The sequence below is a fragment of the Polymorphobacter sp. genome (assembly GCF_048007885.1).
GTDB lineage: Bacteria > Pseudomonadota > Alphaproteobacteria > Sphingomonadales > Sphingomonadaceae > Sandarakinorhabdus.
On sequence record NZ_CP180346.1, the window covers coordinates 1,317,979 to 1,341,099 of the forward strand.

The following is a 23,121-nucleotide window of genomic DNA, read 5'->3' on the forward strand; positions in this document are numbered from 1 at the left end:
ATGGGTGCAGGGACTTCGCTCGGCCGCGTTCGCGGCCTCGGTGCCGCCAAGGACGGCGTTCATCACTGGTGGCTGCAGCGCGCCACGGCGGTCGGCAATCTGCTGCTCATGCTGTGGTTCATCTTCAGCCTCGTGCGCCTTCCCAGCCTTGATTACGCGAGCGTGACGCTCTGGCTGCGGCAGCCTGTCGCTGCGGTGCCGATGCTGCTCACCATCGTCTCGGTTTTCTGGCACTTCCGGCTCGGCGTGCAGGTGTTCATCGAGGATTATGTGCATGGCGCAGGCCGCGTCATCGCCATGCTGGCCCTCAACTTCTACACGCTGGGGGGCGCGGCGGCAGCCGTGTTCGCCGTGTTCAAAATCGCCCTTGGAGCGCAATGATGGCAGAAGCCTATCAAATCATCGATCATGTCTATGATGCCATCGTCGTCGGGGCCGGTGGCTCCGGGCTGCGCGCCGCCATGGGCATCGCCGAAGCTGGCCTCAAGACGGCCTGCATCACCAAGGTCTTCCCGACCCGCTCGCACACCGTGGCCGCGCAAGGCGGCATTGCCGCTGCACTGGGCAATATGGGGCCAGACCATTGGTCGTGGCACATGTATGACACGGTCAAGGGCTCAGACTGGCTGGGTGACCAGGATGCGATCGAATATCTCTGCCGAGAGGCCCCGGCCGCCGTCTATGAGCTCGAGCATTTCGGCGTGCCCTTCAGCCGCACCGAGGCCGGGCGCATCTACCAGCGCCCCTTCGGCGGGATGATGCAGAACATGGGCGAAGGCCCGCCCGCCCAGCGCACCTGCGCGGCCGCTGACCGCACCGGCCACGCCATGCTTCACGCGCTCTATCAACAGAGCCTGAAGTACGCGACCGACTTCTACATCGAATATTTCGCCATCGACCTCATCATGGTCGACGGTGAATGTCGCGGCGTCATCGCCATCAACATGGATGATGGCAGCATCCACCGCTTCAAGGCACACAAGACTGTGCTCGCCACCGGCGGCTATGGCCGCTGCTATTTCTCCGCCACCAGCGCTCACACCAGCACGGGCGATGGCGGCGGCATGGCCATCCGCGCCGGCGTCGCCATGCAGGACATGGAGTTCGTCCAGTTCCACCCCACCGGCATCTACGGCGCCGGCGTGCTTATCACCGAGGGCGCGCGCGGCGAGGGCGGCTATCTCACCAACAGCCAGGGCGAGCGCTTCATGGAGCGCTACGCCCCCTCAGCCAAGGATCTCGCCAGCCGCGATGTCGTCAGCCGCTCGATGGCCATGGAGATCCGCGAAGGCCGCGGCGTGGGCAAGGAGGGCGATCACATCTACCTCCACCTCAACCATATCGATCCCGCCGTCCTCCACGAGCGCCTGCCCGGCATTTCCGAGACGGCCAAGGTCTTCGCCGGCGTCGACGTCACCCGCGAACCCATCCCCGTCACCCCGACCGTCCATTACAACATGGGCGGCATCCCGACCAATTATCACGGCGAGGTCGTCACCCTGAAGGACGGCGACCCCGATGCGGTCGTCCCCGGCCTGTTCGCCGTCGGTGAAGCCGCCTGCGTCAGCGTCCACGGCGCCAACCGCCTCGGCTCCAACAGCCTGATCGACCTCGTTGTCTTCGGCCGCGCCACCGCGCACCGCATCGGCGAGACGCTGCGTCCCGGCACCCCGCACGCGCCGCTACCCAAGGACAGCGCCGACCTGGCGCTCGGCCGCCTCGATGGCTTCCGCCATTCCAAGGGCGGCTCGCCGACCTCGGAGGTCCGCACCGCCATGCAGAAGACCATGCAGGCAAACGCTGCCGTCTTCCGCACCGCCGAGATCCTCGACGAAGGCACCCGCAAGATCGACGCAATCTATCAGCGCATGGCCGATATCGGCATCGCTGACCGCAGCCTCGTCTTCAACACCGATCTCATCGAAACGCTCGAGCTCGACAACATGATCGGCCAGGCCGTGCTCACAATGCACATGGCCAAGGCCCGCCACGAAAGTCGCGGCGCACACATGCACGAGGATTTCCCCAAGCGCGACGACGAGAAGTTCATGAAGCACTCGCTCGGCTGGTTCCGCGACGGCAATGTCGAACTCGCCCAGCGCCCGGTTCATACCTACACGCTCACCAACGAGATCGAATACATCAAGCCCAAGGCGCGAGTTTACTGATGGCCGAATTCTCTCTCCCCGCAAACAGCAAGATCTCCAGCGCCGGCAAGCGCTACCCCGCGCCCGCGGGCGCCAAGAACGTCAAGACGTTCAAGATCTATCGCTGGAACCCGGATGACGGTGCCAACCCGCGCTACGACACCTATGAGATCGACCTGGAAGAGACCGGTCCGATGGTTCTCGACGCGCTGATCAAGATCAAGTCCGAGATCGACAGCACGCTCACCTTCCGCCGCTCCTGCCGCGAAGGCATCTGCGGCTCCTGCTCGATGAACATCGACGGCACCAACACGCTCGCCTGTACCCAGGCCATTGCTGACGTAAAGGGCGAAGTGCGCATCACGCCCCTGCCGCACATGGAAGTGGTGAAAGACCTCGTCCCCGATTTCAAGCACTTCTACGCCCAGTACGCCAGCATCAAGCCCTGGCTGCAGACCGTCACCCCCGCCCCCAGCGGCGAGGAGCGGCTGCAAAGCGTCGAGGATCGCAGCAAGCTCGATGGACTTTACGAGTGCATTCTCTGCGCATGCTGCTCCACGGCCTGCCCCAGCTATTGGTGGAATTCCGACAAGTTCCTCGGCCCCGCCATCCTGCTCCAGGCCTATCGCTGGCTCGCCGACAGCCGCGACGAGATGACCGGCGAGCGTCTCGACGCGCTCGAAGACCCGTTCCGCCTCTATCGCTGCCACACCATCATGAACTGCTCGAACGTCTGTCCCAAGGGCCTCAATCCGGCCAAGGCAATCGCCGAGATCAAGATCATGATGATGGAGCGCGCCGGCTGAGCGGCCCTCTTGCTTCGGGGGCCAAGCCAACCTAATCCGCCCCCATGGCTCGTGAAATCATCCCCGATGGCCCCAATGCCGGCTGGACCCGCTGGCGGCGTGATCCCGATGGCCGCTTCGCCTCGATGCTGGGTGACTTCATGTTCCGCCAGACCGAGAGCGGCGATGTCGTCTGCCGCATGGAGACCGACCGCCGCCACTCCAATGGCCTCGGCTATATCCACGGCGGCTTCATCATGTCGTTCATCGACATGGCCATGTTCAGCTTCATCTTCCGCCAGCTCGACAACAGCGCCGCCGTCACGCTCAGCTGCGCCACCGACTTTCTCTCCGCCGGCATCGTCGGCAAGCCGATCGAGGCCTCGGGTGAAATCCTGAAAGAAACAGGCAAGATGCTGTTCGTGCGCGGCCTCGTCACGCAGGAAGGCGTCAACGTCGCCAGTTTCACCGGCACCATGCGCAAGATCCCCCGCCTGCCCCGCCCGGAAGGGGACGGCGCCGCCGATCGGCCCGTCAGCACCCAGGTCGACTGAGCGCCGCGATGGGGGCCATCGCCGCCGCCTATCAGTCGCTGCTCAGCCGCGGCGAACTCCGCGCCGATCCCGCCCAAGCCGAAACCGTCGCCGCGCTCGAAGCCTTGTCGGCGCGGCTCGCCGCGCCGCCCGAAGCGCCCGGCCTTCTCGCCCGGCTGCGCGGCCACAAACCCGCGCCGGTGCGCGGCCTCTATCTCCATGGCGGCGTCGGCCGCGGCAAGTCGATGCTGATGGACCTGTTCTACAGCCACGCCACCACCACCCCCAAGCGCCGCGTCCATTTCCACGAGTTCATGCTCGAAATCCATGCCCGCCTCCACGCCGAACGCGCCCATGGCACCAAGGATCCGCTGAAAAAGGTCGCCGGCGAAGTCGCTGCCAGTGCCCGGCTGCTCGCCTTTGATGAAATGCAGGTCAAGGACATCGCCGACGCCGCCATTCTCGGCCGCCTGTTCGAGGGCCTGTTCGAAGCCGGCACCACCATCATCGCCACCAGCAACCGCGCGCCGCAAGACCTCTACAAGAATGGCCTGAACCGCCAGTTGTTTCTCCCCTTCATCGCGCTGATCGAGGCCCACTGCGACGTCCGCACTCTAGATGGCCCCACCGATTATCGCATGGCCCGCCTTGGTGCTGCCGCCACATGGCATGTGCCCAATGGCCAGGCCGCGTCCGATGCCATGGCCGCCGCCTTCTTCCGCATGACCGACTATCCCGTCGAAGACCGCGCCCGCGTGCCGAGCGAAACCATCGAGGTTCCCGGCGGCCGCACCCTGTTCGTGCCCAAGTCCTTGAAGGGCGTCGCCGTCTTCTCCTTCAGCCGCCTGTGTCGCCAGCCGCTCGGCGCGGCCGACTATCTCGCCATCGCGCGGCGCTATCACACCGTCTTTCTCGTCGGCATCCCGGTCATGGGCCCTGAAAGCCGCAACGAGGCGACCCGCTTCATCACCCTGATCGACGCGCTTTACGAGCAGAAAACCAAGCTCATCGCTGCCGCCGATGCCGAGCCGGCGGGTCTTTATGTTCAGGGCGACAATGTCTTCGAGTTCGACCGCACCGTGTCGCGGCTGATGGAAATGCAGTCGCTTGACTATCTGGCGCTGGGCCACGGAAGCTGACGCCCGAAAAACCTGTCGATACCGCGGTTGCGAAGCCCCCCGCCCCGGTCTATCCCGTGGCGCAACAACAACTCAAACAAGCGGGAAGAACAGGACATGGCACGCGCAAAAATCGCTCTCATCGGGGCTGGCAATATCGGCGGCACACTGGCGCACCTCGCCGCCGCCAAGGAGCTTGGCGATGTCGTGCTGTTCGACATCATGGAAGGCGTGCCCCAGGGCAAGGCGCTCGATCTCGCTCAGTGCGGCCCCGTTGAAGGCTTTGACGCCAATCTCAAGGGCAGCAATGATTATGCCGATATCGCTGGTGCGGACGTCATCATCGTCACCGCCGGTGTCGCCCGCAAGCCGGGCATGAGCCGCGACGATCTGCTCGGGATCAATCTCAAGGTCATGAAGGCGGTGGGCGAAGGCATCAAGGCCAACGCGCCCGGCGCCTTCGTCATCTGCATCACCAACCCGCTCGATGCCATGGTCTGGGCGCTGCGCGAATTTTCGGGTCTCCCGCACCATATGGTCGTCGGCATGGCCGGCGTGCTCGACTCGGCCCGCTTCCGCCATTTCCTCGCCGAGGAGTTCAAGGTCAGCGTCAAGGACGTCACCGCCTTCGTGCTCGGCGGACACGGCGACACCATGGTGCCAGTTGTCGAATACAGCACGGTCGCTGGCGTGCCGCTCCCCGATCTCATCAAGATGGGCTGGTCAACGCAGGAGCGGATTGACGCCATCGTCAAGCGCACCCGGGGCGGCGGCGGCGAGATCGTCGGCCTGCTCAAGACCGGCAGCGCCTTTTATGCGCCGGCCACCAGCGGCATCGAAATGGCCGAAGCCTATCTCAAGGACAAGAAGCGCGTGCTGCCCTGCGCCGTGCACCTCTCCGGCCAATATGGCGTTGATGGCCTCTATGTCGGCGTTCCCTGCGTCATCGGCGCCGGCGGCGTCGAACGCATCGTCGAAATCGCGCTCGGCGACGAAGCCCGCGCCAATTTCAACGTCTCGGTCGACGCCGTGAAGGAACTGCTGGCCGCCTGCCGCGCCATCGACCCCTCGCTCGCCTGAGCCAAAACCATCAGCCCAAACGCGCTGCGGAGGTGCCCGAATGAACATCCATGAATATCAGGCCAAGGAACTGCTGGCCAGATTCGGCGTCCCCGTGCCGGCAGGCGTGGCGGCGATGAGCGTCGAGGAAGCGGTCGCAGCCACCGCACAGCTTCCGGGGCCGCTCTATGTCGTCAAGGCGCAGATCCATGCCGGCGGCCGCGGCAAGGGCAAGTTCAAGGAGCTTCCGCCCGAAGCCAAGGGTGGTGTGCGGTTGGCCAGATCGGCCGACGAGGTCCGCGCGGCGGCCACCGACATGCTCGGCAACACGCTCGTCACCGTCCAGACCGGCCCGGCCGGCAAGCAGGTCAACCGGCTCTACGTCACCGACGGCGTCGACATCGCCCGCGAATTCTACCTCGCCATGTTGGTCGACCGCGCCTCGGGCCGCATCGCGCTCGTCGCCTCCACCGAGGGCGGGATGGACATCGAGACCGTGGCCCATGACAGCCCGGAGAAGATCCACACCATCACCATCGATCCCGCCACCGGCATCATGCCCCACCATGGCCGCGCAGTCGCAGCCGCACTCGGCCTGTCGGGAGATCTCGCCAAACAGGCCGCACTCGTCACCACCAAGCTCTATGAGGCCTTCATCGGCACTGACGCCAGCCAGATGGAGATCAACCCGCTCGCCGTCACCGATGACGGCAAGCTGCTCGTTCTCGATGCCAAGGTCGGCTTCGATTCAAATGCGCTCTACCGTCACCCCGATCTGGTCGAACTGCGCGACCTGACCGAGGAAGACCCCGCCGAAGTCGAGGCGTCCGAATATGACCTCGCCTTCATCAAGCTCGACGGCAACATCGGCTGCCTCGTCAACGGCGCCGGCCTCGCCATGGCGACGATGGACATCATCAAGCTGAACGGCGCCGAGCCGGCCAACTTCCTCGATGTCGGCGGCGGCGCCAGCAAGGAGAAGGTGACCGCCGCCTTCAAGCTGATCCTCAAGGATCCGGCGGTGAAGGGCATCCTCGTCAACATCTTCGGCGGCATCATGCGCTGCGACATCATCGCCGAGGGCATCATTGCAGCGGCCAAGGAAGTGAACCTCTCGGTGCCGCTCGTGGTGCGGCTGGAGGGCACCAATGTCGAACTCGGCAAGGAGATCCTCGGCAATTCCGGCCTGCCGATCATCTCGGCAGACGATCTGGGCGATGCGGCGAGCAAGATCGTCGCCGAAGTGAAGAAGGCGGCGTAATCATGAGCATCCTCGTTAACGCAGAAACCCGCGTCATCACCCAGGGCTTCACCGGCAAGCAGGGCACCTTCCATTCCGAAGCGGCACTCGCCTATGGCACGAAGCTCGTCGGCGGCACCGCCCCCGGCAAGGGCGGTCAGACCCACCTCGGCCTGCCGGTCTTCGACACTGTCGCCGAAGCCCGCGCCAAGACTGGAGCCACCGCATCCGCCGTCTATGTCCCGCCCGCCGGCGCCGCCGATGCCATACTCGAGGCCATCGACGCCGAAATGCCGCTGGTCATCTGCATAACCGAAGGCATTCCGGTGCTCGACATGGTCAAGGTCAAGCGCGCCCTGACCGGCTCCAAGACCCGCCTCATCGGGCCGAATTGCCCCGGCGTGCTGACACCCGGCGAATGCAAGATCGGCATCATGCCCGGCTCGATCTTCTCCAAGGGCAGCGTCGGTGTCGTCAGCCGCTCCGGCACGCTCACTTACGAGGCCGTCCACCAGACCACCGCCGTCGGCCTTGGCCAGACAACGGCCGTCGGCATCGGCGGCGACCCTGTCAACGGCACCAATTTCATCGACATGCTCGAGATGTTCCTCGCCGATGAGGCCACGCACAGCATCATCATGATCGGCGAGATCGGCGGCGACGCCGAGGAACAGGCCGCACAGTTCATCGCCGATGAAGCCAGACGCGGTCGCAAGAAGCCGATGGTCGGCTTCATCGCGGGTCGCACAGCCCCGCCAGGCCGCCGCATGGGCCATGCCGGCGCCATTGTCTCGGGCGGCAAGGGCGACGCCGATTCCAAGGTCGCCGCCATGGAAGCCGCCGGCATCCGCGTCTCCCCCTCCCCCTCGCTGCTCGGCACCACGCTTGCCGAGCTGGTGAAAGGCTAGGAGCAGGCAGCTATTTCGACTCCCAGCCGTGAATATTTTGCATGGCTGCCATGCCCAAGTGGCGGTGACATGCGCCCCGCGGACGTCTATCACACCGTGACAAGACAAGGATGAGTGCCATGCCCGACGAGCCGCTGATGCCAACGCAGGCCGACCGGCAGGGGCCGAGCTGGGCACGAAGCGACTGGCCGCCCCGCCCCGACGATGCGCTGACCCGCGGCCTCGATGCCGCCGACATGCTGATGCCGGCGCGCGCCGCCGCCCGCGCCGCCGAGAAAGCCGCGGAAGCCGGGGCCACATCGCAGGATATCGCCCGGGCCGCGCGCGACGCTGTCAACGCGCTCATGCTCATCCGCACCTACCGCGTGCGCGGCCATCTCGCGTCCAACCTCGATCCGCTCGGCCTCAGCCAGCGCGACCTCCCCGCCGACCTCACGCCCGAATATCACGGCTTCACCGAAAACGACCTCGACCGCCCCATCCACATTGCCGGCGTGCTGGGTCTCGAATCCGCCACCGTGCGCGAGCTGGTCGAGATCCTGCGCGCCAATTACTGCGGCAATGTCGGCGTCGAATATATGCACATCAACGACGTCGAAGAGCGTCGGTTCATCCAGGACAAGATCGAGGGCCGCAACAAGGAGATCCACTTCACCGCCAACGGCAAGCGCGCCATCCTCAACAAGCTGATCGAAGCCGAACAGTGGGAGCGCTTTCTGGGCCGCAAATATGTCGGCACCAAGCGCTTCGGCCTCGATGGCGGCGAGTCGATGATCCCGGCCATGGAATCGATCATCAAGACCGGCGGCCAGCTCGGCCTCACCGAGATCGTCTTCGGCATGCCCCACCGCGGCCGGCTCAACATGCTCGGCAACGTCATGCAAAAGCCGTTCAAGGTGATCTTCCACGAGTTCGGTGGCGGCTCGGCCAATCCCGACGATGTCGGCGGCTCGGGCGATGTCAAATATCACCTCGGCGCCAGCACCGACCGCGAGTTCGACGGCAACAAGGTCCACCTCAGCCTCGCGCCCAACCCGTCGCACCTCGAAGCCGTCGATCCGGTGGTGCTCGGCAAGGTCCGCGCTATCCAGACCATGGCGGGTGACACCACGCGCAGCAAGGCCATGCCGGTGCTGCTGCACGGCGACGCGGCGTTTGCCGGCCAGGGCATCGTCGCCGAATGTTTCGGCTTTTCCGGCCTCAATGGCTACAACACCGGCGGCACGCTGCATTTCATCGTCAACAACCAGGTCGGCTTCACCACTTCGCCGCAGTTCGCCCGCTCCTCGCCCTATCCGTCCGATGTCGGCAAGATTGTCCAGGCCCCCATCTTCCACGTCAACGGCGACGATCCCGAGGCCGTCACCTTTGCCACCAAGGTCGCCACCGAGTTCCGCCAGACCTTCAAGCGCGACGTCGTCATCGACATGTGGTGCTATCGCCGCTTTGGCCATAACGAGAGCGACGAGCCGAGCTTCACCCAGCCGCTGATGTATGCCGAAATCGGCCGCCACGCGCCGGTCTCCGAAATCTATGCCGAGCGCCTGATCAAGGAAGGCGTCATCGACGAGCGCTTCGTGCCCGAGGCCATCGCGACCTACACCGCGATGCTCGAGAACGATTTCGAAGCCGCCACCACCTACAAGTCCAACAAGGCTGACTGGTTCGAGGGCCGCTGGGCCGGCCTGGGCCGCCCGACAGAAGCCATGGGCAGCCGCCGCGCCGCCGAAACCGGCGTCGCACGGTCCGAGCTTCGCGCCATCGGCCAGGTGCTCACCTATGTGCCAGCCGACTTCAACATCCACCCGACGCTGAAGCGCATCCTCAAGGCCAAGGCCGACATGCTCGAAACCGGCGAGGGTATCGACTGGGCCACCGCCGAGGCGCTGGCCTTCGGCTCGCTGCTGCGCGAGGGTCAGGGCGTGCGCCTTTCGGGCCAGGACTCGGGCCGCGGCACCTTCAGCCAGCGCCATTCGGTCTGGACCGACCAGAAAACCGGCGCCCGCCATATTCCCTTGAAGGGGCTTGGCGCCTTCGAGGTCCTCGACAGCCCGCTCTCCGAGTTCGGCGTTCTCGGCTTCGAATATGGCTATGCCCTCGCAGACCCGCGCACGCTGACCCTCTGGGAGGCGCAGTTCGGTGACTTCGTCAACGGCGCCCAGACGATGATCGACCAGTTCATCACATCGGGCGAAATCAAGTGGTTGCGCGCCAATGGCCTCGTCATGCTGCTGCCGCATGGCTATGAAGGTCAGGGGCCCGAACATAGCTCTGCGCGCGTCGAGCGTTTCCTGACCGCCTGTGCTGAAGACAATATCCAGGTCGCCAACGCCACCACGCCGAGCAATTATTTTCACCTGCTGCGCCGCCAGATGATGCGCGACTTCCGCAAGCCGCTGATCATCTTCACGCCCAAATCGCTGCTCCGCCACAAGCGCGCCGTCAGCAGCCTTGACGATCTCGCCAGCGGCTCGAGCTTCCACCGCGTGCTCGACGATCTTGCGCCCTGCGATCCCGCGAAGGTCCGCCGCCTGATCATGTGCACTGGAAAGGTCTATTACGACCTGCTGGAAGCGCGGGAACGAGATGCGCGCGACGATGTCTATCTGCTCCGCGTCGAACAACTGTACCCCTTCCCCGGCGATGCCATCGCCGACTATGCGGCGCGTTTCCCAGGCCTCGCAGAAATCGTCTGGGCACAGGAAGAGCCGAAGAACGCCGGCGCCTGGACCTTCATCGAGCCGCTGATCGAGGAGGCGCTGGGCCAGCGACCCCGCTATGCCGGCCGCCCCGCTGCCGCCGCCACGGCCACCGGGCTGATGCGTCGCCACAACGCCGAACAGGCGGCACTGATTGCCGATGCGCTCGGCGAGCCGATCAAGGCTGCCCCGCGCAAATCCACCAATTCGACAGCCAAGAAAGCACGCTGAACCATGGCACAGGACGTCGTTATCCCCGCACTTGGTGAATCGATCACCGAGGCTACCGTTGGCCAGTGGCTCAAGAAGGTCGGCGATGCCGTCGCCGCCGATGAACCAATCGTCAGCCTGGAAACCGACAAGGTCGCCGTCGAAGTGCCATCCCCCGTCGCCGGCGTGCTGACGGCCCATCTCGCCGCTGAAGGCGACACCGTCACTGTCGGCAGCGTCATCGCCAGCATCGAGGCAGGTGCTACTGCTGCTGCACCAACGGCAGCGCCGGCCCCCGCGCCGGCCGCTGCGCCCGCGCCTGCCCCGGCGCCTGCGGCAGCCGCACCCGCGCCCACCTCAGACGCGCAGCCGCTTGACGCTATGGGGCCCGCGGTGCGCCGCATCATCGAGGATTATGATCTCGACCCCACCAGCATCACCGGCACCGGCAAGGATGGTCGACTGACCAAGGGCGATGTGCTGACAGCTATCGAGAATGGAACGGCCAAGCGCCGCGCCGTCGCAGCCCCGGCCAGCGACCCCGCAGCGCCGCTTCCCGCTGCCCGGCGCGAAGAGCGGGTGAAGATGACCCGGCTTCGCCAGACTATCGCGCGCCGCCTCAAGGAGGCGCAGAACACCGCCGCCATGCTCACCACCTTCAACGATGTGGACATGACCGCCGTCATGGCGACCCGGTCGCGCTACAAGGATCTGTTCGAAAAGAAGCACGGCGTCCGCCTCGGCTTCATGAGCTTCTTTGCTCAGGCCTGTGTGCTGGCGCTGCGCGATGTGCCCGCCGTCGGCGCCAGCCTCGAAGGCGATGAGATCGTCTACCGCGATTATGCCGATCTCGGCATCGCCGTATCCTCGCCCGGCGGTCTGGTCGTGCCGATCCTGCGCGATGCCGACAAGCTCGGCTTCGCCGAGACCGAAAAGGCGATCGCCGATTTCGGCGCCCGCGCCCAGGCCGGCCAGCTCAAGCTTGAAGAGCTTCAAGGCGGCAATTTCACAATCTCCAATGGCGGGGTGTTCGGCTCGCTGCTCTCCACCCCAATCCTCAACCCGCCGCAGTCCGGCGTGCTCGGCATGCACCGCATCGAAGACCGCCCGGTCGTCCGTGATGGCCAGATCGTCATCCGCCCGATGATGTATCTGGCGCTCTCCTATGATCACCGCATCGTCGATGGTCGTGAAGCGGTCACCTTCCTGGTGCGCATCAAGGAAGCGCTCGAAGACCCGGCCCGCCTGCTCGTCGACCTTTAGGATTAGCTCCATGTCCAACGACTATGATCTCATCGTCATCGGTGCCGGCCCAGGCGGCTATGTTGCCGCCATCCGCGCCGCCCAGCATGGGCTCAAGGTCGCCTGTATCGAAAAGCGCGACAGCCTCGGCGGCACCTGCCTCAACGTCGGTTGCATCCCCTCCAAGGCGCTTCTTCACGGCTCGGAATATTATGAGGAGGCCGCCAAAGGCCATCTCGCCAAGTTCGGCCTCAAGATCGCCGGTGTCGAACTCGACCTGCCGGCCCTGCTCGCCGAGAAGGACAAGACCGTCAAGGAACTGACAGACGGGATCGCCTTCCTGTTCAAGAAGAACAAGGTCGAGTGGATCAAGGGCGAAGCCCGCTTCAAGGATGCGAAGTCGGTCGAGGTCGATGGCCAGACCTACAGCGCGAAGAACATCATCATCGCCACAGGCTCGGAACCGACCAGCCTTCCCGGCGTCACGCCGGACGGCGAAGTTATCGTCACCAGCACCGAAGCCCTGTCCCTGCCCGAAGTGCCCGGCCATCTCGTCGTCATCGGCGGCGGCTATATCGGCCTTGAAATGGGCAGCGTCTGGCGGCGGCTTGGCGCCAAGGTCACGGTCGTCGAATATGCGCCGCGCATCGTGCCCGCCATGGATGTCGAGGTCGCCACCACCTTCGCCCGCACCCTCAAGAAGCAGGGTATGGTCCTCAAGACAGACACCAAGGTCACCGGCGTGCAGCGCAAGGGCAAGGGCGCCGTCGTTACCATCGAACCCGTGGTCGGCGGCGCATCGTCAGACATCGAAGCCGATATCGTCCTCGTCTCGACCGGGCGCCGGCCCAATACTGATGGCCTCAACATCGAGGCCACCGGCCTCACCCTCGACAAGGGCCGCATCCCGATCAACCATGATTTCAGCACCGCCGTCCCCGGCCTCTGGGCGATCGGCGATGTCGTCGAAGGTCCCATGCTCGCGCACAAGGCCGAAGATGAAGGCGTGGCCGCCGCCGACAATATCGCCGGTCTCAATGGCCATGTGAACCGCGACGTCATCCCCGCCGTCGTCTACACCGAACCGGAAGTCGCCACCGTGGGCCGCACCGAAGAAGAACTCAAGGCCGCCGGCATCAAGTACAATGTCGGCAAATTCCCCTTCGCCGCCAACAGCCGGGCCAAGGCCAATCGCAACACCGAAGGCTTCGTCAAGGTTCTCGCCGATGCCAGCACCGACCGGATCCTCGGCGTTCACATCATCGGCCCGATGGCGGGCACGATGATCGCCGAAGCCGCGCTCGCCATGGAGTTCGGCGCTAGCTCGGAAGATCTCGCGCTAACCTGCCACGCGCACCCCACCCACCCCGAGGCGCTCAAGGAAGCCGCGATGGCGGCGCACGGCAAGCCGATCCACATCTAGGCCCCGGCAGCGGCCGATGCTGACCACCATCCTCGACATGGCCGGCGTCGCGGTGTTCGCCATTTCGGGCGCGCTCGCCGCCGCCCGGGCCGGCCAGACCATCGTCACCTTCGCGCTGTTCGCCGCCGTCACCGGCATCGGCGGCGGCACGCTTCGGGACCTGCTGATCGGCGCACCGGTCTTCTGGGTCGGCCGGTCCGATTATCTCGGCGTCTGCCTGATCGCCGCCGCCGCCGTCTGGCTGGTAAAGGTCGAGCGCTGGCCCTTGAAGACGCTGCTCTGGTTCGATGCGGTCGGCCTCGGGGCCTATGCCGTCATCGGCACCTCCAAGGCACTGGCCTATGGCGTGCCGCCGCTGCCCGCGATCGTCATGGGCGTGCTCACGGCCTGTTTCGGCGGCATCCTGCGCGATGTCCTCGCCGGCGTCCCCTCGGTCATCCTGCGGCCCGAAATCTATGTCTTCGCCGCTGTCCTCGGCGCGTCCAGCTTCGCGCTGGCCTCCAGCGTGGGCGCGCCCACCCCGGTCGCCACGGCGCTCGGCTTCATTATCGGCTTCGGTGTCCGCGCGCTGGCCATCGCCCGCGGCATTTCGCTCCCCAGCTACCGCCAGGACGACAGCGACTCAGCGCCGTAGCAGCCAGTCACGCACCAGCTCGAGCCCGTCGTCACCCGCACCACGCGGCGAGCCAAGCCCCGCACATTCCAGACAGGCCGCCTGCATCGTCGCGCCGCTGCCCAGAAGCTTGAGATCGCCCAGCAGGGCAAGCGTGCGCATCCGCTCGCGCATCACCAGCGCCGACCAGCCGTCGCGAGCAGCCGCGCTGCTCTCCACCGGGCCGGCAAGACCAGCCAAAAACTCCTCGACCGGGGAGCGCGCCGTCTCGATATCGATGGTCCGCACCTCGCCCTCGATACCGCCCAGCCGCGCCGCCTCGGCCACAGCCGCCTCCAGACCGCCGATGGTATCGACCAGACCCCGCGCACGCGCGTCCTCGCCAGTCCAGACACGCCCCTGCCCGACCGCGTCGACCGCCTCGCGCGGCATGTCTCGCGCCTCCGCCACAAGCCCGACAAAGCGCTGATAAATGTCCTCAACGCCGATCTGAAGAAGCGCACGGGTTTCGCTGCCCAGCCCGCCCAAAATGTTCGGCTCTCCCGAATAGGGCGTCGCCTTGATGTCATCGGTGCCAATGCCAAGCCGCTCCAGCGCGCGCGGAAAGGTCGGCAAAATGGCGAACACGCCGATCGACCCCGTGATCGTCGTCGCCTCGGCAAAGATCTGATCGGCGGCCGTGGCAACCCAATAGCCCCCGGAAGCCGCAACCGGCCCCATCGAGGCCACGACCGGCAGCCCCTGCGCCTTTGCGCGCAGAACAGCACGGCGGATCTGCTCGCTGGCCAGCGCCGAGCCTCCGGGCGAGTCGATGCGCAGCACCAGCGCCTTCAGATCGCCCTTGTCGGCCAGCGCCGTGTCAATGGCGCGCACGATGCTCGCCGCCCCTGCCGACCCACGCGGGGCCTCGCCATCAACGATGCCGCCGCTCACATAGACCACACCGACCGCCGGCCCGGACTTTGGCAGCAGCGATGCCCCGTCACGCAGATACTCGCCCAGCGCCACTGCCTTGTAGCCAAAACGCGCACCATCCTCGGCTGCGCCCACGGCCTCGGCAAGCTCGGCCTCAAACTCGCTGCGGTCGCCCAGCGCGTCCACCAGCCCGGCTGCGCGCGCCGCCTCCGCCTGGTCGCCCTCACTCTCGGCAATGCGTTGCGGCAAGCCGCGCAACCACGCCTGAATGTCTGCACCGGGCCGCGCCGCCTTCACATCGGCCTGCCAGTGCCCCCAGACCCCATTGACCAGCGCCTGATCGGCCTCCCGCGCTTCGGGGGATCGCTCAGAGCGCAGAAAGGGCTCCACGGCCGCCTTGTAGGTGCCGACCCGAAACACCTCGATATCGATATCGAGCTTGTCCAGTGCCTCGGCAAAATAAAGGCCCGTGCCGCCAGGACCCGCCACCAGAACACCGCCCATCGGGTCCATCCACACCCGATCCGCCTGCGCAGCCAGATAATAGGCATCATCGGTATAGGCGGTGGCATAGGCATCAACCGGTTTGCCGCTCGCCTTGAACCGGGCCACCGCCCGCGCCATCGCTTCCATATTGGCCGCGCCGGCGCCCACGAACGTGTCAAGGTCGAGCACCAGGCGCGAAATCCGCTCGTCTGCCGCCGCCCGGTCGACGGCGCGCACGATATCGCGCAGTTGGTATTCGCGCAGCCCGCCCGCACCGAGAAGCAAGGCCGTCGGATCCTGATCGCTGGCCTGATCGACAACCACCCCGTCAAGATCGAGCACCAGCGCCGCGCCATCGGCCACGCGAACCGGTGCGGTCTGATTGAGCGCCGCCCACAGGCCACCGAAGAACAACAGCAGCAGCAGAAGGACCAGCAAATCCTTCACGCCAACCAGAAAACGCCACGCGCCGCGCGCAAAACCCATGAGAACCGTCCTCGCCAGAGCGTCTTTCATATAGGTGAGGCGCACGGCTTCACAAGCGGACGCTCCGCCGCGCCGTCAGCCTGAGGCCGTCTCAATCGAAATCGAGCTCGATCACCCGGTCCGCCGTTGCCCGGCATCTGGTACCGATCACCCGGGTTTCGTCGGGCCAGGTCCCGCGCAGCCGGAAGCTGAAGCGATACCCCCCATTGCCGGGCTCGACCTCGCGCATCTCCTCCAGCGCAATCGCCGTGCCGCCCGTCGCGCCGATCTGCAAGGCCGCTTCATCAAGACACTTCTGAAAGCTCGGCCGCGCCGCAGTGGCCACAACATTGGTGTTCACATCAATCCGCGCCGGCTTGGCATTGCCGACACTCGTGCCCGGCTTGGTATCGTCATTCTTCTTGCCGCTGCTCGCCAGAAGCGCCGCCAGACCTGCGGCCACGGCCACGCCGCCGATGATCAGACCTGCTGAAGGCCCGCCACCGCCCTCATTCTGCTGGCCATAGCCCCGCACTGAAAAGTCCGCACGACAGCCATTGTCCACCCAGATGACATCGTTGCGATAGCCCCAATTGCCGCTGCTGCAATTGCCGGCAATCACCCGCTGGATACGAGCGCCGCCACGCGCATCAACACGGCATTCCTTGTAATCATAACCCCGGGATTCGCAACGCACGGTCGATGTGGTGTAGCCGCCGCCATTGTTCCAGCCGCCGCCATTGTTCCAATTCGCGCCCCGCACGACGAATTCCGCCTGACAGCCATTGTCGACCCACACGCGGTCGCTGCGCACCCCCCAATTGCCGCGGCTGCAATTGCCTGCCAATACCCGGCGCAACTGTCCGCCTTCGCGCGCGTCCACCCGGCATTCCTGATAGTTGTACCCCCGCGAACGACATTGGACCGTCTCGCTCCACTGGCCATTTCCCCAGTTCGATTGCCCACCGCCATTGCCGCCGCCGCCATTGTTCCAATTGGCCCCGCGCACCACAAACTCGGCCTGACAGCCATTGTCGACCCAGACACGGTCGCTGCGCACCCCCCAGTTGCCGCGCCCGCAATTGCCCGCCAGCACCCGCCGCAACTGTCCCCCCTGGCGCGCATCCACCCGGCATTCCTGATAGTTATAGCCAAGAGAACGGCACTGGACCGTCTGGCTCCACTGACCATTGGCCCAGTTCGACTGGCTCCCGGAGCTGCCGCCGGACCCGCCAAAGCCCCCAGAACTGCCATTGGACCCACTCTGACCAGATGAGGGCGCCGGCAAGGGCAATGGTGCAGGAAGTGGGACCGGTCTCGCCATCCTGTCATTCACTTGCGCCGAAGCGGCCGCGACCAAAGGGCCGGTCACAAGCGAAAGCGCGGCTATGCATCCTGTCAAGGCGCGCCCCAAACATCCGCGGCGCGATGACTGGAACGACCCCATTATCCCCTCCGATAGCAACGACCAGGCCCAGGCAGAGCGCAATCCTATGTCGACTTCGTCCGCTTGACCATGCCATCAGTGACTAATCAATGGCCAATTCCGCCTTCGAGACACAGCGTACCAGCACGAAATACGCGCGTGCCCAGTCTCAGAGCCGCACCCCCTGCGCGCCCGCAGCTTCCACAGTGAAATGCCACGCCGTTCGCCCCGAACGCGCACCACGACCCGCCGCAAAGGCAAGCGCCGCGCCCGCATCGAATTCAAGATCGAACGCCCTGGCATAGCCCTCGCACATCGCCAGATAGGTCACCTGGTCACAGACATGAAACCCGAGCCGCAGGCCGAAGCGATCGGCCAGCGCCAGCCCGTCATCGCGGGTGTCGCGCGGGTTGGCATCATCGGCCTCGGGCACGGCCAGCTGGCTGGGCAGCAGATGCCGGCGGTTGCTCGTCACCATCAGCCTTACCGTCTCGGGCCGCGCCTCGATGCCGCCATCCAGCAGCGCGCGCAGCGCATGCACCTCCTTGCCCGAGCCATCGAAAGCGAGATCGTCGAGAAACACGCTCACTGGCCGCGATGTGCCGGCCAACCGCTCGAACAGCCGGGCCAGCCCCGCCACATCCTCGCGCGCCACCTGCACCAGCGCGACAGCCGGCCCCGCCTCGGCCTGCGCCGCATGAACAGCCCGCACCAATGAGCTCTTGCCCATGCCACGCGCACCCCACAGCAGCACATCATGGGCCGGCAGGCCAACGGCATGCCGGCGGATATTCTCGGCCAGGGCTGCCTTTTGCGCGTCCACGCCTTGATAAAGCAAAAGCGGTGCTACGCGCGGCCTCGGCACATCCCACAGCGCACCGTCACGCCAGACGAACCAGTCGCCGTCATCAAGCGACGCCCCGGTGGAAACCGGTGGCGCCAGTCCGGCCGCCAGCGCCCGCACTGCCCCGGCGATCTGTGACAAGGATGATTCAACGCTGTCCATGGCGGCTCCATAGCCTGCGCTGCAGCCGCGCACCAGTTGCGAGCAGCCGCGCAAGGCGCTAGAGCCCTGCTCCAACACGTCCCAGCTGTTTTCAAGGATCGCTGCATGTTTTCCAGCCCGGCCTTCGCTCAGGCCGCCGCCCCCGCTGGCGGCTCCTCCGATCCGATGGTCATCCTGATCGGCTTTGCGCCCTATCTGGCCATCTTCGCGATCTTCTATTTCCTGCTCATCCGGCCCCAGCAGCAGCGGGTAAAGGCGCACCGGGCCATGGTCGATGCAGTTGCCCGCGGCGATGAAGTGGTGACCGGGGGCGGCATCATCGGCAAGGCGGTCAAGGTCGAAGACAGCGAGGTCGAGGTCGAAGTCGCGTCCGGCGTCAAGCTGCGCGTCCTCAAGGCCACGCTCGCCGACGTCCGCAAGTCGGGCGGCGCAAGCACGACAGCCAAGGCCTGACCCCTTGCTCGACTTTCCCAACTGGAAAATCTGGTCGATCTTTGCCACGCTCATTGTCGGCGTCCTGTTCGCCGCGCCCAATTTCGTGCCGCTCTCGGCCTGGCCCGAGCCGCTGCCGCAAAGCCAGCTCAATCTTGGTCTTGATCTGCGTGGCGGGTCGCACCTCATGCTCGAGGCCACCCCCACCGATGTCCTTGAAGCCAAGCTCGACGCACTCGAAGACACGGCCCGCACAGAGCTCCGCATTGCCGAAGGCGGCGCTATCTCTTTCTCCGACCTCAACCGTTCCGCCGACAGCATCAGCCTGACCATCGCCAAGCCAGAAGACCTGCCGCGCGCGCTTGCCACGCTGCAACGCGTCACCCTGCCCGCCGGTGGCATCACCGGCGTGCGCGAAACCGAAGTCAGCAACAATGGCCCACGTATCACGCTCAAGGCCACCCAGGCCGGCGTCGCCCTGGCCGTCGACAGCGCCATGGCCCAAGCGGTCGAAGTCATCCGCCGCCGCATCGACGAGCTCGGCACGCGCGAGCCCACCATCATCCGGCAGGGCACCAGCCGCATCGTTGTCCAGGTCCCCGGTCTGCAAGATCCGGATGCCCTCAAGTCGCTGATCGGCAAGACCGCCAAGCTCGAGTTCAAGCTTGTCGATGTCGATGCCGATCCGACGCGCGTCGCCGAGGGCCGCGCGCCGCCGGGAAGCGAGATCCTGCCCAGCCTCGAAGGCGGCAGCATGGTCGTCAAGCGCCGCGCCATCATCAGCGGCGATCAGCTGATCGACAGCCAGGTCAGCACCGACCAGAACAACCAGCCCGCCGTGAGCTTCCGTTTCGACAGCACCGGCGGTCGCCGCTTTGCCCAGGCCACACAGGCCAATGTCGGCCGCCCCTTCGCCATCGTCCTCGACGATGTGATCATTTCCGCCCCTCGCATCAACGAGCCCATTCTCGGTGGGTCGGGCATTATTTCGGGCAGCTACACCATCGCCACCGCCAATGAGCTCGCCATCCTGCTGCGCTCGGGCAAGCTGCCGGTCGAACTCAAGGTCATCGAGGAGCGCACCGTCGGCCCCGATCTCGGCGCCGACAGCATCCGGGCCGGTGCCATCGCCAGCGCACTCGCCACCGTCCTCGTCGCCGTCTTCATGGTCATCACCTATGGCCGCTTCGGCGTTTATTCAGTGATCGCGCTCATCGCCAACGCCGTGCTCGTCATGGCGGTCATGTCCGGCCTTGGTGCCACGCTCACCCTGCCCGGCATCGCCGGCTTCGTGCTCACCATCGGTGCGGCGGTCGATGCCAATGTGCTCATCAACGAGCGCATCCGCGAAGAGCTGCGCCGCGGCCGCGCCGTCATCGGCGCCATCGAAACCGGCTACCGCGAAGCCTCGCGCACCATCTTCGATGCCAATGTCACCAATGTGATCGCAGCCGCCATCATGTTCAGCTTCGGCTCCGGGCCGGTGAAGGGCTTCGCCATCGTGCTCATCATCGGCATCATCACCTCGGTGTTTACCGCCGTGACCATCACCCGGCTGATCGTTTCCCGCTGGCTGCGCGGCACCCGCCCGCAAGCCCTGGTCTTGTAGGGAACCACGCGCATGCGCCTTCTCAAACTCGTTCCCGACGATACCAACATCGGCTTTCTGCGCTGGCGCAACATCGCGGTCGGCCTGTCGGTCGTCATGATCCTCGCCTCCATCGCCCTTGTCGTCATCCGCGGCCTCAATTTCGGCGTCGATTTCGCTGGCGGCCTGATGATGGAAGTCCGCTTCGAGCAGGAAGCAAGGCTCGATGAGCTGCGCAGCACCGTCAACTCGGCTGGCGCCGGCAGCGCCTCCATCCAGACGTTCGGCGACGCCAACACCGTTTCCATCCGCCTGCCGCTGCCGCCCGGCGACGAAGCCGCCGTCCAGCGTGTCGTTGCCCAGGTGCAGGACACGATCCGCGCCAAAAGCCCTGACGCCAGCTTCCGGCGCACCGAAACCGTCTCGGGCAAAGTCTCGGGCGAACTTGTCAACGCCGGCGCCGTTGCCATCCTGTTCGCCATGATCGGAATCTCGATCTACATCTGGTTCCGGTTCGAATGGCAGTTCGGCGTCGGCGCCCTCTTCGCGCTTCTCCATGACGTCGCACTGACCATGGGATTCTTCGCCGTCACCCAGATCGAGTTCGACCTCAACATCGTCGCGGCCATCCTCACCATCGTCGGCTATTCGCTCAACGATACCATCGTCGTCTATGACCGCGTCCGCGAAAACCTGCGCAAATACCGCAAGATGGGCATGGCCGAGCTGCTCGATCTCTCACTGAACGAAACGCTGCCGCGCACCATCGTCACCTCGCTCACCATGATCATTGCGCTCGCGACGCTCGTCTTCTTCGGCGGCTCGGTGCTGTTCGGCTTCTCGATCACGATGCTGCTCGGCATCATCATCGGCACCTATTCATCGATCTTCATCGCGGCCCCCATCCTGATCTGGCTCGGCGTCGGCCCGCAGAGCTTCCTCGCGCAAAGTGCAAGCGCAGAAACCCGCCTCAACCCCAAATCGCGCTCGGAACGTCCGGGCGCCTGACGCGAACCGCTCAAAGCGGGATCGCGCAGATTCCGTAGTTCACGCAAAACTGGCTGGCAAAACCCGTCAGCACCGCGCCCAGAAGCCAATAGATGTTCATCAGGACGCCGCCTTGGCCCGCGGCGGCAACCCGAGCCGGGCGCGCGCCGCCTCATATTCCCGCGCCAGCCGCGCCACCAGCTCGGCCGCCGGCAAGATGTCCTTCACAGCGCCAATCCCCTGACCACAGCCCCAGATATCCTTCCAGGCCTTGGCATCTGAACCGCCGCCGCTGCCGAAGTTCATCGTGCTGACGTCGCCCTCGGGCAGCTTGTCAGGGTCCATGCCGGCCGCCTTGATCGAGGGCTTGAGGTAATTGCCATGAACCCCGGTGAAGAGGCTCGAATAAACAATGTCGTCCGCCTTTGAATCGACGATCATCTGTTTGTAGTCCTCAACCGCCCGCGCCTCCCTGGTGGCGATGAACGCCGAGCCGATATAGCCGAAATCCGCCCCCATCGCTTCCGCTGCAAGTACCGCGTCACCCGTGGCGATCGACCCCGACAGCGCCAGCGGCCCGTCGAACCACTGGCGGATCTCCTGCACCAGCGCAAAGGGCGAGATCGTGCCAGCATGCCCGCCGGCACCGGCCGCAACCGCGATCAGCCCGTCCGCCCCCTTCTCGATGGCCTTGCGGGCGAACTTGTCGTTGATGATGTCGTGCATCACGATCCCGCCATAGCTGTGGATCGCCTCATTCACATCGGCACGCGCGCCCAGCGAGGTGATGATCATCGGCACCTTGTACTTCACGCACAGTTCGAGATCGGCCATCAGCCGGTCGTTCGAGCGGTGCACAATCAGATTGACGGCGTAAGGTGCATCATCCGGCCCGATTTCGGCATTCAGTCGCTGCAGCCACTCCTCAAACTGCTCGATCGGCCGGGCATTGAGGCTGGGGAAGCTGCCGATGATGCCCGCCTTGCACTGGGCGATGACCAGATCGGGCACCGAGATGATGAACAGCGGCGAACCGATCACCGGCAGCTTCAAACGCGACGCAATCTTGGCTGGAATCGACAATTTCCACTCCTCTGAATCAGGCTTCCCTCATGGCTACGCACCCAAGGCCAGCTTGACAAGCAAGCGCAATGGGGAGGGCAGTTGACCGCACGCCGGGCGCATCCTATAGCCCGGCTCCCGCGTGGTGGCTCGGGCGGAGTAGCTCAGTTGGTTAGAGCACGGGAATCATAATCCTGGGGTCGGGGGTTCAAATCCCTCCTCCGCTACCACCCGCATGTCAAAGGCTGAGGATCAGACCATGACCAAGCCCCTCCAGATCATCGCCGCCGCCCTGCTGGCGCTGGCCGCCCCCGCGCTGGCCATCGAGCCGCCAAGCGTGTCCCACGTCTGGCAAGGCCCATCCGGCACGGAAGCCGCGGCTGGCGGCTATGATCTCGTCGCCTATTTCGCCGGCAGTGCAACGCCCGGCAGCAAGGACTTCAGCGCCACACACAAGGGCGCCACCTATCTGTTCAGCAGCATCGCAAACCGGGACACCTTCCTTGCCGACCCCGAACGCTATCTCCCGGCCTTCGGCGGCCATTGCGCCTGGGCCGCGTCGCAGGGCCGCAAAGCGGGCCCAGACCCCAAGGTCTTCCGCGTTGACGGCGGCATTCTCTATCTCAATTGCAGCCGCCAGGCAGAAGCCAACTGGCTCGCCGGCCAGCCCGACACCATGAAGGCCGCCACCGCCTGGTGGGCCGAACAGACCAAGTAAGCGAACAGCCCCGCTCCATTTAACTCGCTCCCTGACCCCGGCATGATAGCCGCGAGGGG

20 protein-coding genes and 1 tRNA gene are annotated in these 23,121 nt (G+C 65.4%); 17 read left to right on the top strand and 4 right to left on the bottom strand.

Annotated features, from left to right (window positions below; all coding sequences use genetic code 11):
- From sdhD to ACMVO5_RS06350, 12 genes are all read left to right on the top strand, one after another.
- Positions 1-381 carry a succinate dehydrogenase, hydrophobic membrane anchor protein gene (gene sdhD, locus ACMVO5_RS06295; RefSeq protein WP_416909199.1) on the top strand — a complete coding sequence of 127 codons (381 nt, stop codon included), beginning with the start codon at positions 1-3 and terminating at the stop codon, positions 379-381.
- Entirely contained in the window at positions 381-2,168 is a 1,788-nt protein-coding gene (gene sdhA, locus ACMVO5_RS06300; protein ID WP_416909200.1) for a succinate dehydrogenase flavoprotein subunit, read from the top strand. Before sdhD ends, sdhA begins: the two co-directional genes overlap by 1 nt.
- Positions 2,168-2,953 carry a succinate dehydrogenase iron-sulfur subunit gene (locus ACMVO5_RS06305; protein ID WP_416909201.1) on the top strand — a complete coding sequence of 262 codons (786 nt, stop codon included), beginning with the start codon at positions 2,168-2,170 and terminating at the stop codon, positions 2,951-2,953. Before sdhA ends, ACMVO5_RS06305 begins: the two co-directional genes overlap by 1 nt.
- Positions 2,954-2,997: 44 nt before the next feature.
- Positions 2,998-3,486, top strand: coding sequence for a PaaI family thioesterase (locus ACMVO5_RS06310; RefSeq protein WP_416909202.1), 489 nt, complete (start codon positions 2,998-3,000; stop codon positions 3,484-3,486).
- 8 nt (positions 3,487-3,494) lie between these two features.
- Entirely contained in the window at positions 3,495-4,604 is a 1,110-nt protein-coding gene (gene zapE / locus ACMVO5_RS06315) for a cell division protein ZapE (protein WP_416909203.1), read from the top strand.
- Between the two features lie 96 nt (positions 4,605-4,700).
- Positions 4,701-5,663 (top strand): malate dehydrogenase, encoded by a 963-nt coding sequence (mdh, locus tag ACMVO5_RS06320; RefSeq protein WP_416909204.1) that lies wholly within the window; start codon positions 4,701-4,703, stop codon positions 5,661-5,663.
- A 40-nt stretch (positions 5,664-5,703) separates the two neighbouring features.
- Positions 5,704-6,903: an ADP-forming succinate--CoA ligase subunit beta gene (sucC, locus tag ACMVO5_RS06325; RefSeq protein WP_416909205.1), complete on the top strand. Its 1,200-nt coding sequence runs from the start codon at positions 5,704-5,706 to the stop codon at positions 6,901-6,903.
- A 2-nt stretch (positions 6,904-6,905) separates the two neighbouring features.
- Entirely contained in the window at positions 6,906-7,790 is an 885-nt protein-coding gene (sucD, locus tag ACMVO5_RS06330; RefSeq protein ID WP_416909206.1) for a succinate--CoA ligase subunit alpha, read from the top strand.
- Between the two features lie 119 nt (positions 7,791-7,909).
- Positions 7,910-10,720, top strand: a complete 2,811-nt coding sequence (locus tag ACMVO5_RS06335) for a 2-oxoglutarate dehydrogenase E1 component (RefSeq protein ID WP_416909207.1) — start codon at positions 7,910-7,912, stop codon at positions 10,718-10,720.
- A gap of 3 nt (positions 10,721-10,723) precedes the next feature.
- On the top strand, positions 10,724-11,962 hold the full coding sequence (gene odhB, locus ACMVO5_RS06340) for a 2-oxoglutarate dehydrogenase complex dihydrolipoyllysine-residue succinyltransferase (protein ID WP_416909208.1): 1,239 nt from the start codon (positions 10,724-10,726) through the stop codon (positions 11,960-11,962).
- A gap of 10 nt (positions 11,963-11,972) precedes the next feature.
- Complete coding sequence (gene lpdA, locus ACMVO5_RS06345) at positions 11,973-13,364, top strand: dihydrolipoyl dehydrogenase (protein ID WP_416909209.1); 1,392 nt, start codon at positions 11,973-11,975, stop codon at positions 13,362-13,364.
- Between the two features lie 16 nt (positions 13,365-13,380).
- Positions 13,381-13,998, top strand: coding sequence for a trimeric intracellular cation channel family protein (locus ACMVO5_RS06350; protein ID WP_416909210.1), 618 nt, complete (start codon positions 13,381-13,383; stop codon positions 13,996-13,998).
- Here ACMVO5_RS06350 and sppA read toward each other — a convergent pair.
- From sppA to ACMVO5_RS06365, 3 genes are all read right to left on the bottom strand, one after another.
- Positions 13,987-15,864, bottom strand: coding sequence for a signal peptide peptidase SppA (sppA, locus tag ACMVO5_RS06355; RefSeq protein WP_416909211.1), 1,878 nt, complete (start codon positions 15,862-15,864; stop codon positions 13,987-13,989). The genes ACMVO5_RS06350 and sppA overlap by 12 nt on opposite strands.
- 91 nt (positions 15,865-15,955) lie before the next feature.
- Positions 15,956-16,972, bottom strand: a complete 1,017-nt coding sequence (locus ACMVO5_RS06360) for a DUF3011 domain-containing protein (protein WP_416909212.1) — start codon at positions 16,970-16,972, stop codon at positions 15,956-15,958.
- A 466-nt stretch (positions 16,973-17,438) separates the two neighbouring features.
- Entirely contained in the window at positions 17,439-18,275 is an 837-nt protein-coding gene (locus tag ACMVO5_RS06365) for a DUF815 domain-containing protein (RefSeq protein ID WP_416909213.1), read from the bottom strand.
- A gap of 105 nt (positions 18,276-18,380) precedes the next feature.
- Here ACMVO5_RS06365 and yajC point away from each other — a divergent pair, with 105 nt between their 5' ends.
- From yajC to secF, 3 genes are read left to right on the top strand one after another with little or no spacing between them, the layout of a single operon-like run.
- Positions 18,381-18,728, top strand: a complete 348-nt coding sequence (gene yajC, locus ACMVO5_RS06370; protein WP_416909214.1) for a preprotein translocase subunit YajC — start codon at positions 18,381-18,383, stop codon at positions 18,726-18,728.
- A gap of 4 nt (positions 18,729-18,732) precedes the next feature.
- Positions 18,733-20,316, top strand: coding sequence for a protein translocase subunit SecD (secD, locus tag ACMVO5_RS06375; protein ID WP_416909215.1), 1,584 nt, complete (start codon positions 18,733-18,735; stop codon positions 20,314-20,316).
- Between the two features lie 12 nt (positions 20,317-20,328).
- Entirely contained in the window at positions 20,329-21,303 is a 975-nt protein-coding gene (gene secF, locus ACMVO5_RS06380) for a protein translocase subunit SecF (protein WP_416909216.1), read from the top strand.
- A gap of 99 nt (positions 21,304-21,402) precedes the next feature.
- Here the strand turns inward: secF and ACMVO5_RS06385 are convergent, their stop codons facing one another.
- A complete protein-coding gene (locus ACMVO5_RS06385; RefSeq protein WP_416909217.1) occupies positions 21,403-22,365 on the bottom strand; it encodes an NAD(P)H-dependent flavin oxidoreductase in 963 nt (320 codons plus the stop codon).
- 132 nt (positions 22,366-22,497) lie between these two features.
- On the opposite strand from ACMVO5_RS06385, the gene ACMVO5_RS06390 reads away from it, so the two are divergent.
- Together ACMVO5_RS06390 and ACMVO5_RS06395 are read left to right on the top strand one after the other, a co-directional pair.
- A tRNA-Met gene (locus tag ACMVO5_RS06390) sits at positions 22,498-22,574 on the top strand.
- Positions 22,575-22,603: 29 nt separating this feature from the next.
- Positions 22,604-23,062 carry a YHS domain-containing (seleno)protein gene (locus ACMVO5_RS06395; RefSeq protein ID WP_416909218.1) on the top strand — a complete coding sequence of 153 codons (459 nt, stop codon included), beginning with the start codon at positions 22,604-22,606 and terminating at the stop codon, positions 23,060-23,062.
- The last annotated feature ends 59 nt before the right edge of the window (positions 23,063-23,121 follow it).